This is a genomic window from Photobacterium sp. GSS17 (genome assembly GCF_028621875.1).
GTDB classification, from domain to species: domain Bacteria; phylum Pseudomonadota; class Gammaproteobacteria; order Enterobacterales; family Vibrionaceae; genus Photobacterium; species Photobacterium ganghwense.
Genome location: NZ_CP117517.1, coordinates 1,503,765 through 1,521,271, shown reverse-complemented (window position 1 = coordinate 1,521,271; position 17,507 = coordinate 1,503,765). Strand labels below are relative to the sequence as shown.

At 48.9% G+C, this 17,507-nt stretch carries 11 protein-coding genes; 7 read left to right on the top strand and 4 right to left on the bottom strand.

The features are described from left to right. Window positions 1-82 precede the first annotated feature (82 nt). Window positions 83-1,279 (bottom strand): glycine C-acetyltransferase, encoded by a 1,197-nt coding sequence (locus tag PGW97_RS06690; protein ID WP_047885603.1) that lies wholly within the window; start codon window positions 1,277-1,279, stop codon window positions 83-85. 213 nt (window positions 1,280-1,492) lie between these two features. On the opposite strand from PGW97_RS06690, the gene PGW97_RS06685 reads away from it, so the two are divergent. The 3 genes from PGW97_RS06685 to malZ all read left to right on the top strand — a co-directional run bounded on the left by PGW97_RS06685 (window position 1,493) and on the right by malZ (window position 5,353). Then, entirely contained in the window at window positions 1,493-2,416 is a 924-nt protein-coding gene (locus PGW97_RS06685; RefSeq protein ID WP_047885604.1) for a LysR family transcriptional regulator, read from the top strand. A 374-nt stretch (window positions 2,417-2,790) separates the two neighbouring features. Continuing rightward, complete coding sequence (locus PGW97_RS06680) at window positions 2,791-3,240, top strand: DUF4174 domain-containing protein (protein WP_273859379.1); 450 nt, start codon at window positions 2,791-2,793, stop codon at window positions 3,238-3,240. Window positions 3,241-3,472: 232 nt separating this feature from the next. Continuing rightward, complete coding sequence (gene malZ / locus PGW97_RS06675) at window positions 3,473-5,353, top strand: maltodextrin glucosidase (RefSeq protein ID WP_443147120.1); 1,881 nt, start codon at window positions 3,473-3,475, stop codon at window positions 5,351-5,353. 61 nt (window positions 5,354-5,414) lie between these two features. On the opposite strand, the gene PGW97_RS06670 is transcribed toward malZ, so the two are convergent. Beyond that, complete coding sequence (locus PGW97_RS06670; protein WP_273859638.1) at window positions 5,415-7,649, bottom strand: response regulator; 2,235 nt, start codon at window positions 7,647-7,649, stop codon at window positions 5,415-5,417. A 719-nt stretch (window positions 7,650-8,368) separates the two neighbouring features. On the opposite strand from PGW97_RS06670, the gene PGW97_RS06665 reads away from it, so the two are divergent. Together PGW97_RS06665 and def are read left to right on the top strand one after the other, a co-directional pair. After that, the gene (locus PGW97_RS06665; protein ID WP_047885607.1) at window positions 8,369-9,814 is read left to right on the top strand and encodes a glyceraldehyde-3-phosphate dehydrogenase; all 1,446 of its coding nucleotides are present in this window, start codon (window positions 8,369-8,371) and stop codon (window positions 9,812-9,814) included. Between the two features lie 241 nt (window positions 9,815-10,055). Further along, entirely contained in the window at window positions 10,056-10,571 is a 516-nt protein-coding gene (gene def, locus PGW97_RS06660) for a peptide deformylase (protein ID WP_273859637.1), read from the top strand. A 509-nt stretch (window positions 10,572-11,080) separates the two neighbouring features. On the opposite strand, the gene ppsA is transcribed toward def, so the two are convergent. Then, window positions 11,081-13,411: a phosphoenolpyruvate synthase gene (gene ppsA, locus PGW97_RS06655; protein ID WP_254462952.1), complete on the bottom strand. Its 2,331-nt coding sequence runs from the start codon at window positions 13,409-13,411 to the stop codon at window positions 11,081-11,083. 255 nt (window positions 13,412-13,666) lie between these two features. Here ppsA and ppsR point away from each other — a divergent pair, with 255 nt between their 5' ends. Both ppsR and PGW97_RS06645 read left to right on the top strand, forming a co-directional pair. Next, window positions 13,667-14,500 (top strand): posphoenolpyruvate synthetase regulatory kinase/phosphorylase PpsR, encoded by an 834-nt coding sequence (gene ppsR / locus PGW97_RS06650; RefSeq protein ID WP_047885608.1) that lies wholly within the window; start codon window positions 13,667-13,669, stop codon window positions 14,498-14,500. A gap of 252 nt (window positions 14,501-14,752) precedes the next feature. Then, on the top strand, window positions 14,753-15,430 hold the full coding sequence (locus PGW97_RS06645) for a hypothetical protein (RefSeq protein WP_273859377.1): 678 nt from the start codon (window positions 14,753-14,755) through the stop codon (window positions 15,428-15,430). 286 nt (window positions 15,431-15,716) lie between these two features. Here PGW97_RS06645 and fruA read toward each other — a convergent pair whose 3' ends face one another. Further along, the gene (gene fruA, locus PGW97_RS06640; RefSeq protein ID WP_273859376.1) at window positions 15,717-17,507 is read right to left on the bottom strand and encodes a PTS fructose transporter subunit IIBC; all 1,791 of its coding nucleotides are present in this window, start codon (window positions 17,505-17,507) and stop codon (window positions 15,717-15,719) included.

The window sequence follows — 17,507 nt, the reverse complement described above, 5'->3', positions numbered from 1 at the left end:
TCCTACTGCAGGGTAGAGATCCGGAGGCAGGTTTCACGGCTGCCTCCGGCCCTAGAAATCCATGTTCTGTTATCGCACTGAATCAGCCGATAATCCCCATGTCTTTACCGACTTCGATAAAGGCATCGATAGCTTTATCCAGTTGCTCACGCGAATGCGCGGCAGACATCTGAGTTCGAATACGTGCCTGACCTTTTGGTACAACCGGGAATGAGAAGCCGATAACGTAAATACCTTTCGCCAGCGCGCGCTCTGCAAACTCTGCAGCGACTTTAGCGTCGCCCAGCATGATTGGAATAATGGCGTGATCTGCGCCTGCCAGAGTAAAGCCGGCTTCAGTCATACGCGTACGGAAGTGAGCCGCGTTATCCCATAGCTGATCACGCAGTGAACCGCTTTCTTCCAGCAGATCCAGTACTCGCAGTGAAGCTGAAACAATCGCCGGGGCCACTGAGTTAGAAAACAGGTACGGACGTGAACGCTGACGCAGCCAGTCAATCACTTCTTTTTTACCAGAGGTGTAACCGCCTGATGCACCACCCATTGCTTTGCCCAGGGTACCGGTAATGATGTCGATGCGACCCATAACATCGTGGTACTCATGAGTACCGCGACCGTTTGCACCCATGAAACCAACAGCGTGAGAATCGTCAACCATGACCAGAGCATCATATTTGTCAGCCAAGTCACAGATAGCAGGCAGGTTAGCAACCACACCGTCCATAGAGAAAACACCGTCAGTCACGATCAGCTTATGGCGTGCACCCGCTTCATTAGCCGCGATCAGTTGCTGCTCCAGCTCTGCCATATTGTTGTTCGAGTAGCGGAAACGCATTGCTTTACACAGACGCACACCGTCAATGATAGACGCGTGGTTCAGTGCATCCGAAATAATGGCATCTTCTGCGCCAAGAATGGTCTCGAACAGACCGGCGTTAGCATCGAAACAAGAGGTGTACAGGATTGTATCTTCCATACCCAGGAAGTCAGATAGCTTGCGCTCAAGCTCTTTATGAGAATCCTGCGTACCGCAGATAAAACGAACGGAAGCCATACCGAAACCGTGCGTGTCCATCCCCTCTTTCGCCGCTTCAATCAGCGCCGGGTGGTTAGCCAGACCCAGGTAGTTGTTCGCACAGAAGTTCAGTACTTCTTCACCGGTGTTGATAGAAACAGCAGCTTTCTGCGCTGAAGTGATGATACGTTCGGATTTGTACAGACCTTCAGCTTTAACGTCTTCGATTTGCTGATTGATTTGGTCATAAAATGCGGCAGACATGATGTTCCTCTCATTATTGGCAAGACACCGCGCAGGCTGCTCCCGCTTGGTGGAAGTAAATAGTATGATTATTTACTTTTGCAATATTTCCATTTTTAGATTAGGTGACATACCTGCAAAAATGCTAATTTCACAGGTTACCTCATGTAACGCCATTCTAATCAAACCCCTTTCAGACTATTATCCCCTCTTCCGGAAAAGGACTCTTGAATTATGGACACAAATACATTAATTGCCCTGATGTCGGAGCTGGCCGTTTTTAAGATAGTGGTTGATGAGGGAAGTTTTACCGCAGCCGCCCGCAAACTCGGCGTCACTCCGTCAGCCCTGAGCAAACAGCTTTCTCGTCTGGAGCATACCCTGTCGACCAAGCTGCTCGAACGCACCACCCGTAAACTGGTTATCACAGAGTCCGGTAAAGGTATTTACAATCAATGCTGTACGCTGATTGAAGCGACTAAGCAGGTGGTTGAGTTCACCAGTTCGGAGCACACAACCCCATCGGGTTCGTTAACCGTCGCAGCGCCGAAAGCGTTTTTGAGCATTGTACTTCAGCCGATGGTACTGCCGTTTTTAACGAAGTACCCGGACATCGAGCTCAAGCTGAAAGCTCGCGATGGAGAGATTGATCTGATCTCGGAAGGGATTGATGTGGTTTTCCGTCTGACAGAAAAACCGACCGAAGGGCTGGTTTTAAAGCAAATGGGTAAGGTCAGCCTGAGCTTATGTGGCAGCCCTGACTATCTGGCACAACGCGGTACACCCATGCACCCGACAGAGTTACGTCAGCACGACTGCCTGTACCTTGGCGAAACCCCCACCGATCATATTTGGGAGTTTGTTAAAGAAAATGAATCCCACACGGTCGCCGTGACAGGACGCTACGCCGTTAACCACTCCCAGATGCGCCTGCGTGGTGTTATGGACGGACTGGGAATCGGTATTTTTCCGGATTTTGTCATCAAAAAAGCACTGGAAGAAGGCAGCGTGAAACAGGTGCTGGCAGACTGGACAATTAAAGGCAACTATCAAGGTGACATTGCCCTGCAATTTGCGCAAACCAAGTTCATGCCGGCTCGCCTGCGGGTGTTTATTGACTATGTGTCTGAACACCTGTCCAAATACACGGTGTCCTAAATTTATACCTCCGCCTCTTCTTGCTTTTGCCATTGGGCACGTTTTCGAACAGCTCACAAAGTGATTCAGAGGGAAGATTAGCGGCGCAGTGTTAACACTGCGCCCTTGCCTATTCAAGCCGGAGTGACTCCGGCTTTTTTTCCACCTTGGTGTTCTATACTGAGACACAACACTCAGATTTCTTCGCTGCAGGCGATTTAAGACGATCAACCAACAATTATTTGCGTAAGACACTCAGACCGTTTCTTATCGTTGATCCAATCCGACAGGCGCGTCGTTAGATATTGGCAATGGCACAACGGCCATAACCCGCTTCAGACCGTGATTGACTAAGCCACTCTCCATACTCAGTCAACGGCGGAGGGAGAACGATGATGAAGATTTGTGTTCAATGGCTGATGATCCTCCTTCTCATGGCCGGATCACCGCTACTACTCGCCTACCCTTACGGATCCATTCACTGGAATCACCGAACCATTCTGTACTTTGCACCTGAAAAAGATCTGCACGTCGACAGCTTCCTCAAAGAATCTCTGATGAATGATTGCCTGCTCAAAGAGCGGGACATCATGGTATTTGTTATGACGAAAGACGGCTTTAACCAACCTGGCGATCTTCTCAGCCCAGAAGAAGTACGCCGCCTGACCCTCAAATACAACATTGATGAAAGCAGCCATACCGCCATTCTGATTGGTAAAGACGGCAAAGAAAAATACCGTTGGCGCGATACCACCAATTGGCAGTATCTGACCCAGCTGATAGACAGCATGCCGCTGCGAAAAGAAGAAATCGCCGCCCAGACCAGCAGCCCCTGCTCCATTTAACTTAAAGACGGGGAGTGGCTTCATCACAGTATGTCGTTCAAATCGAACCTTATTTTTCTCATCGACACACAGGTCAAATCCGCAAGCGTACATTTTTAATGTGCTGCAACAGGCTGTTATTACAGCTACGCCCCGCACTACGCCTCCAAAAATTGAGGCAGGAGGATTTTATTTACCTGCAAAACCAGTAAGGTAGATCAACACTTCCATACAGGGGGCTATTAGTACAATGATGAATACGCCTTTTCTTTTCCACGGACAGGATCCATCGTGGATTGAAGTCACCGACCAGACTCTGAACCTTACTCTGGTCAGCGATGCTGACACGCCAATTACCGCCATTTTTATTCGCTGCGAACCCGACAATGAAGAACGTCTTGTCGATATGGAGCGTGGCCAGCAGATGGGAAAACGGCAATTCTGGCACGGTCAAATTCCGCTGAACCAAGATAAAACCATGACGCATTACTGCTTTAAAGTCATGCAGAACAGCCGTCAGTGGTGGTTACATGCGCAGGGCATCAGCCCGCGAATGCCGAGCCGCCATCAGCATTTTAAATACAACCGACAAGATCACCCTCCGGGCTGGGTGAAACAGCAAGTGTTTTACCAGATCTTCCCGGATCGATTCTGCAACGGCGATCCGACAATCAGTGTTCAGGATCAGGAATATTGCCTGAGAGGGGATCAACTGCCTGTTATCGCCAAACAGTGGGGAGACGCGGTATCCGGCCATGACAATAATGAAGAGTGCGACAACCGCAACGGTGCCAGTGAGTTTTATGGTGGCGATCTGCAAGGCATTCACTCCAAGCTGGATTACCTGGCTCAACTCGGCGTCACCACGCTCTATCTGAACCCGATTTTCAGTGCCCCCAGCAACCATAAGTACGACACCACCGACTATCTGCGAATTGATCCGCACTTAGGTACGAATACACAGTTTGCCGAACTGGTGGCAGATATTCATCGCCGTGATATGAAAATCATCCTTGATGCGGTGTTTAACCACACCTCGGTTGATCATCCGTGGTTTGATAAATACGGCAGACAAACGTCTACGCCAGGCGCTTACAATCATCCGGATTCTCCGTATCGGGACTATTACCAGTTTGACGGCGCCACCAACCAGTATATCGGCTGGAACGGCATCGATACCCTGCCCAAGCTGAATTTCTCCAATCCGAAAGTCCAGAACTACCTCTACGCAGGTGACAACGCCGTTATCAAAACCTGGCTGCGGCCACCTTACAATATTGATGGCTGGCGATTTGATGTCATTCATATGTTGGGTGAAGGAGCCGGAGCAAAAAACAATGCCCATTACGTGAAAGCCTTTCGCGAGGCGGCGAAATCAGTAAATCCGGACTGCCTGATTCTCGGCGAACACTTCTTTGAAGCGACCCAATGGTTGCAGGGCGATCAGGAAGATGCAGCAATGAACTATTTCGGATTCGCCCACCCGGTGCGGGCCTTCTTTGCCCATAAAGATATTGCCTATCACAACTGCCAGATTGACGCCGAAGAACTGATCGCCTGGCTGGATGAAGCTCGGGCACAAATTCCGTGGCAGAACCAGTTGGCGCAGCTGAACCAGCTCGACAGCCATGACACCATGCGTTTTTTCACCCTGCTTGATGGCGATGAAGCCACCATGCAACTGGCACTGCTGATGCTGTTTGCGTACGTCGGTACACCGTGTCTGTATTACGGTACTGAAGTCGGCCTGGAAGGCGGGATGGATCCGGATAACCGCCGTTGCTTCCCATGGGATCGCATTACCCAACCAACAGAAAAAATCAGCAATACCTTTCAATATGTCCGTCAACTTATTGAGCTGAGGAAGACGCGTCCGTCTTTACAGGAAGGTAGCTTGCAGTGGCTACATGGACAGAATAATGCGCTGGCTTTTTCTCGATCTACAGAGCAAGAAACCACACTTTGTTTAATCAACAACAGCGACCATGCCGCTACCTTTACCCTACCCCTGTGGCAGGTAGGCATTGAGGAAGGGACACTGACCGATCTGCTGACCGGGGATGAATGGAGCTGCAAACATGGCGAGCTGTCTCTGACGCTGGCGGGGAAAGAAGGTGTGCTGCTGAGTCACTGAACCTGACCGCAACATCATTCAAAACAAGTGAATCAAAAACAGGAGCCTGATGGTTCCTGTTTTATTTTGGCTGCTTTGCCTCTAATACCGCCCACAGCGCCTGAAACAGTTCAGTTTTAAAGACGGGCTTGGTGACAAAATCGTTCATCCCGGCATTCAGGCAACGTTGTCGCTCAGTCTCCGAAACATTGGCTGTCAGTGCCACAACGGGAAGTTGATTGCTACCGTAGTATCGCCTGATGGCAGCTGTGGCCTCGATACCGTTCATCTGCGGCATCTGGCAGTCCATCAACACCACATCCGGTTGGTTAGCCTTCACGGCAGCCACCGCTTGCCGCCCGTCATCAGCAAATCTAATGCGGCTCATCCCCATCGATACCAGCAGGGCTTTTACTAACAGCTGGTTCACCTTGCTGTCGTCTGCCACCAGAACAGAGCAGGCCTTAAACCGGGATAAATCACATGTCCGGAATGTCCCTTCAACAGGGAGGGTTCCCTGCGTGGCCTGATTCGCCGTCAGCGTCAGACAACATTCCACGCCTTTGCCTTTACTGCTGTTCAAGCGCAACCTGGCACCCATCAGCTTCGCAAGTCGACTGGCAATGGTCAGCCCGAGGCCAAGACCACCATAATGTTCTGCCACTGCAGCATCCGCCTGTATAAAAGGACGAAACACCGCCTGTAGACGATTGACAGGAATCCCTCCCCCGGAATCCTGAATGCGAATATCGATATCAACATCGGACAGCAGCACGCGTTCACTCACGGAACGGTCATCTTCCGGCTCGCCATTTTGTGGCAATGCTGCCGCTTGAGGTGTTAACGTCACACTCACCCTGATCTCACCGTCATCGGTAAACTTCACCGCATTGTCCAGCAAGCAGCCAATGATTTTTTGCAGATGTTGGGTATCAAGCATGACGGGCAGATTAGCATCAGACGGAAGCCTGACATCCAGCAGAAGCCGCTTCTCTGTCGCGCGAGCAGTAATGTTATCGACACACTGCCTAACCAGTTGCGACACCCGCACGCACTGCATCTCGGTCACCACATCACCTTGCTCCAACCGAAGATAATCCAGCAAACCCTCGATCGAATGATTCAGTGTCAACGCGGCCTGTTTAATAAACGCGGTCTGCTCCAGCATCGGTGACACAGTTTCTACTGTTGACGCTGGTGTTGGCGCTGCTATTTCCGCCTCTTTTGCCACTGGTAGAATTTCATCTTTATGGCTTTTCGCTTTTGCTACGTCACTTGCCTCTTTATCTATTCCTTTATTTCTTCCTTTATCTCCTCCTTTATATAGCGGCTTATCAGACAAAGCATGCTCATGTTCAAGGCATTGCACAAAGCCCAGAATGCCATTTAACGGCGTACAGAGCTCATGACTAACATTCGCCCATATATCAGGATATTGTTTCAATTGGGATGATACCGAGGAATCGAACGTTGATGGTGCTGGTTGCCGACAATCGCGAAGTTCTTCTGTTAACTGTTCGGTCATTGCCAAACCCGTTTCAAGCAGGCGTCGGGACTCCTGAGATTGCCTGTGAAGCCAGCGGTAGAGAATCACAAAAGCGGCACTAAGGCTCATCAGATAGATCACCAGCAGAGGCAGTGCTTTGCTGAAGGCGCTAAACCACATTACCGCAATACAGTAGTCAACCTGATACACCATCGACTTTTGAGGCGGGTCCCCCAGGCTCCCCGTAATATTGAGGGTCCACAATGGATACCCTTTCACCGAAGGGCAACACACAGAAGAGCAAAGCTGTGATTCACCAAGCTCTGATGCTTCAAGTTCTGTTGCTTCAAGTGCTGATACAGCAATCTCTGATGTACAAAGCCCTGAAGAACAAATTGCCTCCTCGCTTTGCCGGTGCGCCAGACGCGTACCGATAACCTCTACGCTGTTAACCTTATTATCCCCGGATAGAGTGACAACCAACCGGGTAATGTTGTCGTCATGCTTAAACAATTGCTCAACCAAGGCCTCAGCGTGCTTCAGGGTGAACGCCTCTTCCTTCAATCGGTCATCCGTCATGTACGGCATACCGGTTTTTGAGGGGGTTTCTGTTATAGCAAACACGTCGGTGTCAACAGGCATAACCGAATGATCAACCCCACCCTCTTTGCCCGGCGCCTTCGTTCTGGCATAGGCAGACCGCTCAGCACCGAGCGGCAGAGCCATACTCATCGCCAGCTGAACTGACTGTTCCGCTCTCAGCACCGTCAGCTTCGTGACGTAGAGCACCACCATCAGCAGGCTCATTACCATCACAAAGCTATAAATCATCACGATCACTCGTCCCAGCCTAAGCTGTAGCCCAAATTGAGTTCGCCATGGGCGGCAAGTCGGCCTAAACCGGGAATGATCTGAACCAGAATGCACCATTGAGCTACCTCATCACAGAGCTTCCTCATCACACATTCGGTGTTCCACAGGCTGAGTTCTTAGTCGCAGGCACTGAGCGCCATCACAAATACCCAACCATCAGGATTCCGAATGATACAGTTGCCACCTAACGCCTGTTGCTTGTGCTTGCTACTTGCAAGGCACATGCAACAACCACCAGACTTGCTAAGGGACGACTGTTTGAACGTTAAAAATGAAGGAGCAAAAAATCTGCCAACTTTGGGCAGGAAATAACCAATTGATTTTTAATGAGGTCTTTAAGGAAAAATCAGAGGGACAGCCTTAAAGCGGCGTATTACCGGATTCTGGATGCAAATTGAAAAGAATTTACTCAAAAAGCGGTGATATTTCATTCGCTAATTATCTGCTAAAAAAAAGTGCTCGGTAAGTTAAATGTGTTACATAAACGTTCACTCAAAGTTTGCGCATCATCACCTTTTATCGACGTTTTAGATCACATTTATAAATCATTAATTTTACTAGGATAAAAACGACGCAAACGTTACACTTCCCGCCATCAAAAATCATAACAATAACATCACAAGCCGAAAATAACGGTTTTACCTCTATCTTCCCTAAGTGAAAGGTCCAAACGAAAGATGAGTCCAGAAAAATACCTGCTAGACTGGCAAACCAGCCAAACCGACGCCGAAACCATCGCTCCACTGCTAGGTCAGCTATATCGCCAAAAAGGTGTAGAAGTGCTGCTATTTGGTCGTCAGGTAGTTAACACTTCAGTGATTGATCTAATCAAATCACACCGTCTGGCCCGCCGTTACACCGGCTGCGAAGTTTCACCGACTCAAACCCTGCCTTTAATCCAAGCGCTGACTGAACTGGATCTCTCTCCTTGTCGTATCGATGTCGGCCAACTTGCCGCGACATACTGGAAAACTAACAACGACGAAAGCAATATCCAGGACTTCCTGCAAACTGCACTGATTGAATCCATCAACAGCACGCAGTCTGTCGAAGCTCGTGACGTTGTTCTGTACGGCTTTGGTCGTATCGGCCGTCTGCTTGCTCGTCTGCTTATCGAGAAAAGCGGCCAGGGTTACCCTCTGCGCCTGAAAGCTATCGTTGTTCGTGGCGGTAAAGGTGGTGACCTGGAAAAACGTGCCAGCCTGCTGCGTCGTGACTCAGTACACGGCCAATTCAATGGCAGCATCACTGTTGACGAAGAGCGCAAAGCCATCATCGTTAACGGTAACTACATCCAGGTTATTTACGCGAACAGCCCTGCTGATGTTGATTACACCACTTACGGCATCAACAACGCACTGGTTGTTGATAACACCGGTATCTGGCGTGACAGCGAAGGTCTGAGCCAGCACCTGGCTTCCCCTGGCGCAGCGAAAGTTCTGCTGACCGCTCCAGGTAAAGGCGATATTAAGAACGTTGTATTTGGTGTGAACGAATCTGTGATTCTGGAAAATGACACCATCATCTCAGCCGCTAGCTGTACAACTAACGCCATTACGCCAGTACTGAAAGCGATTAACGACAAGTACGGCATTGACTCTGGTCACATCGAGACTGTTCACTCATACACTAACGACCAGAACCTGATCGATAACTTCCACAGCGGCGAGCGTCGTGGTCGTTCTGCATCACTGAACATGGTTCTGACTTCAACAGGTGCTGCGAAAGCTGTAGCTAAAGCGCTACCTGAACTGAGTGGTAAGCTGACTGGTAACGCAATCCGCGTACCGACACCAAACGTGTCTATGGCCGTTGCTAACCTGAACCTGAACTCAGAAGCTGAGAAAGACGAGCTGAACACATACCTGCGTGAGATGGCGCTGAACTCACCGCTTTCTGGTCAGATTGATTACACGCAATCAACTGAAATCGTATCCAGCGACATCGTAGGCTCACGCCACGCGGGTGTTGTTGACGGTGCAGCAACTATCGCTCAAGGCAAACGTTGCGTACTGTACATCTGGTACGATAACGAATTCGGCTACAGCTGCCAGGTTGTTCACTGTATGGAACAGATGATGGGTGTTCGCTACAAAACTTACCCAGAATTTGCTAAGAAATAAGCCCTACACATAATAATAACACTGTTGTACTTTTGAATTTGCCGCCATGTTTCCTGGCGGCTTTTCTTTATCTGCAACTTTTCTGCTTACAAACATTCACCTCCCCCTCTCTCACAGAGTCTTTCCGCAAACCACCACAACATCCCCTGCAACTGCCCTCTTTAAACAAATCTCAAAAACACAGCTTAAAACAGGTATTATCCGGTCTCAGGATCGAAAGATGTTTAACAAGAAGGATATTATGGCCATTTTAGACATACTCACCGCACCAGACCCAAAACTCAAGGTACAAGCCGAAAAAGTTGATGATGTTAAAGCGGTGCAACAACTTATTGATGACATGCTGGAAACACTTTACGCCACCAGCAATGGTATAGGTTTAGCCGCTACTCAGGTCGGTAGGAGAGAAGCCGTTGTTGTTATCGACCTTTCCGAGCAACGTAATGAACCTTTGATACTGATTAACCCTGACGTGGTCAGTGGGGCACATAAAACAATGGGACAGGAAGGGTGCTTATCGGTTCCTGACTATTACGCCGATGTCGAGCGCTACAGTTCGGTCGTTGTCTCGGCGCTTGACCGCAATGGAACTCCAATCACCATTGAAAGTGACGATTTTCTTGCCATTGTGATGCAACATGAAATTGACCACCTAACCGGCCATTTATTCATTGATTACCTTTCGCCGTTAAAGCGCCAATTGGCATTAAAAAAGGTGAAAAAACACCTGAAAGCCAAATCCTTACCAGCAAAGTAAGCGTGTCGTCAGACATTCGTCAGCGTTTGATACCGCCGGATGTGCTTGATACTTAGAATTTCGCTTCATATAGCCTGCTAGAGCCTCTGAGGCTTCATATCCGGGGAGCTAATAACATTCGACTTCATCGAGGCTCTTATGGTCTGCTACAGCGCTTTAGGGCGGTTTTCAAACTCAGGCCATTAAACTAAGGTCATTAGATGCTGTGATTTGGATGACGTTGCTTATTGGATGAGCTATAAATGCCTTTACTGTGAATACCGCGATTCTGAAAGCTGCACTTCTGAAAGCGGTACTTCTGAAAACTATACTTCTGAGAGCTGTACTTCTGAGAGCTGTACTTCTGAGAGCTGTGCTTCTGAGAGCTGTGCTTCTAAGTATGTGCTTCTAAAGGCTGGGAGTCTGCATTTTGAGCTTCGCAAAACAAAAAGCCTGCAACTTTCATTGCAGGCTTTTTTCATTCAGCGTTTCGCAGTGATCAGATCATTGCGAGGTAAGCTGGTATGGAATTATTGTTTTGAACCCAGGTGTAGCCAGGTTTCAACAACTGTATCCGGGTTCAGAGAAACAGAATCGATGCCCTGCTCCATCAGCCACTGTGCCAGATCATCGTGATCCGACGGGCCCTGACCACAAATACCAACGTATTTACCCGCTTTGTTCGCCGCTTTAATGGCCATGCTCAGCATCGCTTTCACCGCTTCGTTACGCTCATCGAACATGTGCGCAATTTCACCGGAGTCACGGTCCAGACCCAGCGTCAACTGTGTCATGTCATTTGAACCGATAGAGAAGCCGTCGAAGTACTTCAGGAAGTCTTCCGCCAGAATCGCGTTAGAAGGCAGCTCACACATCATGATGACTTTCAGGCCATCTTCACCACGGCGCAGGTCGAATTTCGCCAGCAGGTCGATGACAGACGCTGCTTCGCTGACTGTACGCACGAATGGGATCATGATTTCTACGTTCTTCAGACCCATACGGTTACGAACACGTTTAATCGCTTCACACTCCAGTGCAAAACAATCCTGGAACTTAGGTGAAATGTAGCGAGACGCACCACGGAAACCGATCATCGGGTTTTCTTCCGTTGGTTCGAAGTTCACACCACCTACCAGGTTACGGTATTCGTTTGACTTGAAGTCAGACATACGAACAATCACACGCTTCGGCCAGAAGGCTGATGCCAGTGTAGAGATCCCTTCAGTCAGTTTCTCAATGTAGAACTCAACCGGATCGCTGTAGCCTACAATGCGTTTGTCGATTTCAGCTTTCAGCTCATCAGACTGCTCGCTGTAGTTCAGCAATGCTTTCGGGTGAATACCGATCATCTTGTTGATGATGAATTCCAGACGGGCCAGACCAACACCTTCGTTTGGAATACAAGCGAAGTCGAAAGCACGATCCGGGTTACCCACATTCATCATGACTTTCAGAGGCAGGGTTGGCAGATCATCAACCGCTGAGCGACGAACTTCAAAGTCCAGCTCACCTTCGTAGATGTAACCAGTTTCACCCTGAGCACAAGAAACCGTTACTTGCTGACCAGTCTTCAGCAGTTCAGTCGCGTCGCCACAACCCACTACTGCCGGAATTCCCAGCTCACGGGCAATGATAGCTGCGTGACATGTACGGCCACCGCGGTTAGTCACGATAGCTGCCGCTTTTTTCATCACTGGTTCCCAGTCAGGGTCAGTCATGTCAGCAACCAGTACGTCACCTTTCTGAACCTGATCCATTTGAGACAGGTCAGATACCACACGAACCACACCACTACCGATACGCTGACCGATTGCACGGCCTTCAATCAGAGCTTTACCTGTGCCGTTCAGGTGGAAGCGTTCCATCACACTTGCATCATCACGTGAACGAACGGTTTCCGGACGAGCCTGAACGATGAACAGCTCACCAGTGATTCCGTCTTTTGCCCACTCGATATCCATTGGACGACCGTAGTGTTTCTCGATGATCAGCGCCTGTTTCGCCAATTCTTCGATTTCCTGGTCGTTCAAAGAGAACTGGTTGCGTTCTTGAGCAGACGTTTCCAGTGTCTCAACCTGAGTACCCAGTGCTTTACCGTCGGCGTAAACCATCTTAATCAGCTTAGAACCGATTGTACGGCGTACTACCGCCGGGTTACCGGCTTCCAGAGTTGGTTTATGAACGTAGAACTCGTCCGGGTTCACCGCACCCTGTACAACCATTTCACCCAGACCCCATGAAGAGGTCACGAACACGACCTGGTCAAAACCAGACTCGGTGTCCAGGGTAAACATTACGCCTGAAGACGCTTTGTCTGAACGCACCATGCGCTGAATACCAGCAGACAATGCAACACCTTTGTGGTCGAAACCCTGGTGCACACGGTAAGAAATCGCACGGTCGTTGAACAGAGAAGCAAATACATGCTTAACCGCTTCAATAACAGAGTCGATACCGCGAATATTCAGGAACGTCTCCTGCTGGCCTGCGAACGAGGCATCCGGCAGGTCTTCTGCAGTTGCAGAAGAACGTACCGCGACAGACAGCATGTCGTCACCTTCGCCCAGCTCGGCGTAACATTTGCGGATATCATCTTCCAGGTCTGAAGGCAGCGGTGCATCCAGAACCCAATTACGAATAGTTTCCCCAGCCTGTTGCAGTGCGTTGACATCGTCAACATCCAACGAGTCCAGCAACTGGTAAATTCGCTCGTTCAGCGAATTCGCCTCCAGAAACTGGTTAAACGCATATGAGGTTGTCGCATAGCCATTTGGCACTTTAACGCCAGCGTTTGCCAGGTTAGCTACCATTTCACCTAATGAAGCGTTCTTTCCACCCACTTTATCAACATCGTTCATTGACAAAGCATCGTACCAGACAACATTCTGTTGCACGGTCATTCTCCTTTATTGGATTCAACAGGTTATATTGGGGTAGTTTCAGGCTAAACGATTGCGCCATCGTTTAAAAAAAACGCGGTCGCAGCCGGTATTACCTTCCTATGCAAACGTCACACTCAAAAATGTAAACGAGGCATAGCCACCCTGTGTGGTTATTGTTATAAGTAATATTGAGCTTTAAGCTACAGAAATTTTTTAAGGATTCAACTTTTTATGCAGCCCAAAACTAATTTTCGTGACGTGTTTTACGTTTCTGATGGTACAGCGATTACTTCTGAGACACTTGGCCATGCTGTTCTGGGACAATTTGACATTGAAACCCGCCAAACGACCCTTCCCTTCGTCGAAACCATCGAACGAGCGGAATCTGTACGACGAAAAATTGAAGCGGCCTACGAAGAAACCGGTATCCGACCGCTTGTCTTCTATTCCATTGTAATCCCTGAAATAAAAGCGGTTATTGAGCAAGGCCCAGCGCATTTTTATGACATTCTGAACTCGCTGGTTGTCCCCCTGAAAGACGACCTTCAATTAGAGCCGAGACCAATGCTGCAGCGGTCTCACAGCATCAATAAAGATGCTGCCAGCTACCAGGATCGTATTGCCGCGATTGAATATACCCTTGCCCACGATGATGGTATTTCTCTCAACAATCTTGATCAAGCCGACATCATTTTGTTAGGTGTGTCACGTTGTGGAAAGACCCCTACCAGCCTCTATTTAGCCATGCAATTTGGAATTCGCGCCGTGAATTATCCTTTCATTGCGGAAGATATGAAGAGCCTGGTGCTGCCGAAAGCGATTGAACCGTATCGTTACAAAACCTATGGCCTGACTATCGATCCAGAACGTCTGGTTACCATTCGTCAGGAACGTTATGCCAACAGCCAGTACGCCAGTGCGATGCAGTGCGAGCAGGAACTGGACAAAGTGGAAGCCATGTTCCGCCGTGAAGCCATCCCTTATCTCAACACCAGCTCTCTGTCGGTAGAAGAAATTTCAACCCGTCTGCTGGACATGAGCGGGTTAAAGCGAAAGATGTGCTAAGCCGCTAAGCAGACTGACCGATCAGCCTCGGCTATATGCCACTGTGGGCAGGTTCAAACCTGCCCCATTTATCTCAACTCAAGGTCTTATTCTTGTCTCAGCGCAAAATCTCATTCCTGAGAGCAAAAAAATCACACGCTTTCAGTCACTTATTATTTTCTTAATTTTCTCCCCGTTATTCGTCAAAAAATTATCAGTTCTTGCAATATGCTTATCCTGAGCTTCAGAAATTATTATAACGAGGTTCCTAGCATGATTAGGCCAGCGCTAACAATTCTCACGACCGTTCTTTTATTTGGCTGCGGCGGAGGTGGCTCAGACGGAGACCCCACCCCTTCTGTCAGTTCAATGGATGATATCAGTGTCAGAAAAGCCGGGATTGATTTAATTAATATTGTTAATGAATCAATAGACTTTTATGTCAAACAGACATCCGACAGTTCTCAGTTATTCGACGGCAATAATAAAGTTGCGACAGTGTTGGATAACGATGGACAATATCATTCAATTAGCTGGACCACATCAACACCAACAAAAGTCAATATTGGTGTGACCGATACCAATAGCCAGACTTTTGTTAATCAGGTGGATGATGTTTTGCTGAATAACTCAGAGAAGCTCTGGGCAGTATCCTGGGCAGACAGTGGTGACCTGATGCTGTCCACGGATCTGCATACACCATCACCGGTTGCAGAAAAGTACCGAATCAGGATATTTACAACGAAAGATACTCAGGTATTAACTCTGTCATCGGCGATGTCGACAATAGAAGTAAAAAAAGGCACCTTTTCACCCCACATGACATTAGACAATTGTAACGGTGAACTTTATTTAGGTGCGAACTCTGCCGATGTTTGTAATTTAGATATTGGGAAGTCATATCTTTTGGTGACTGATGGGGAACATCTGTTGTTAGAAGCAGAGGAATAATAACAATAAAAAAGAAATATAAAATAAATAAAAAACAAACTGGGAAATATAATAACGATAAAACTTGCGCTTTAAATTAATTATACGCAGGGAAAGTCTACTTATAACTAGTGCGTCAATCAGAGCTTGCTGTACATTGTACAGCATTGGGGGAGCGTCACTCTGAAACCTAAATAAGGTGACCACGACACAAAATCGTAGGCAGCGGTGGCAACAGCCCCGGCAATTTACGCCGGGGCTTTTTTTAGGATTTCAGAAACAGAACCTGATTATTTTGCTGTACTGCTTATTTTGCCTGCGCCGCGACCAGCAATTCTTCATCCGATTTCTTCAGGAATGCGTACGTCACACCGGTAACGATAGTACCGGCAGCAATCGCGACCAGATACATGAACACGGGTGTGATTGCATTCGGAATCAGCAGAACAAACAACCCACCGTGCGGAGCCATCAGTTTTGCGCCGAACAACATCGACAATGCCCCAGTCAACGCGCCACCCATCATACAACTAGGGATCACTCTCATTGGGTCACGGGCTGCGAAAGGTATTGCCCCTTCTGAGATAAAGCACAGTCCCAGAACAAAGGAGGCTTTACCGGCTTCTGCTTCGTTAGCATTAAACTTGCGTTTAGCCAGAAACGTCGCCAATCCCATCCCCAGCGCCGGTACCATACCAGCCGCCATAATGGCCGCCATCGGGGCATAAGTTTGTGAAGCCAGCAGTCCTACCCCGAAGGTGTACGCTGCTTTGTTCACCGGACCACCCAGGTCGAAACACATCATGGAACCCAGAATAATCCCCAGAAGAACAGCATTTGCTGACCCCATGTTATTTAGGAAATCAGTCAGTGCTGTCATTGCCGTCGAAACCGGGCCACCCACCACATAAATCATGATAAGACCGGTGACCAGGCTGGCAACCAGAGGAATAATCAGGATAGGCTTCAACGCTTCCATCGACTGTGGCAGTCTGACTTTATCTGCGACAAATTTCGCGGTATAACCGGCAAGGAAACCGGCTACGATCCCCCCCAGGAAACCGGCACCCGTTGAGCTAGCCAGCATACCGCCAATCAGACCCGGCGCCAGTCCCGGACGATCCGCAATCGAAAATGCGATATAGCCTGCCAGCACCGGAACCATCAGCGCAAACGCCGAACCCCCGCCGATGCTCATCAGGGCCGCTGCCAGTGTGCCTTCTTCTTTAAATGCCTCAATACCGAATACGAACGACAGCGCAATAGCCAGACCACCAGCCACCACCAGCGGCAGCATGTGTGACACCCCGGTCATCAGGTGTTTATAGGCACCGGCTTTCTCTTGCTTTTGTTCACCGTCAGACGCCTGACCACCCTGATGGCGATAAACCGAGGCCGTTGAGAAAGCTTTATCCAGTTCGGAGGCTGTTTTCTTCAGTGCCAGACCCGTACTGGTTTTATACAGTTTCTTACCGTCAAAGCGCGATAAATCCACTTCGATATCCGCTGCGATAATAACCAGATCCGCCGCCGCGATTTCTTCAGCCGTCAGCTGGTTTTTTGCGCCCACCGAACCACGGGTTTCAACCTTGATCTGATGCCCCTGACGCTTGCCTTCATCTTCCAGCGCTTCAGCTGCCATAAAGGTGTGCGCCACCCCGGTCGGACAGGCCGTAATCGCCACAATCCGCTTGGTGCCAGAAACGGGTAACGCTTCACTCGACGCACTTTGCTCTGAACTTAGCCCTGAGCTTGGTATAGAACTTGGCACGACGCTCTCAGCAGTCTGCAATACAACGGCATTGGTAACAGCAATTTCAAGGAAAGCTTTTGGATCGGCCAGACAGTCAGCAATACAGGCCTGATAAACTTTCTTACCCACAAAGCGACGGGTATCGACCGCCGTGTCAGCAACGATAACAATACAGTCTGCATCATCAATTTGTGCCTGAGTCAGTGTCTTACCCGCGACGACTGAAGACTGGCACTCAATACTTGTTGTCCATTTCAGATCGGCGGACGCTTTTTCCATCAATCCCGCCGCAATCACACTGTTTGCAATACCGCTAGGGCACGCTGTTAGAATCGCTAATTTCAT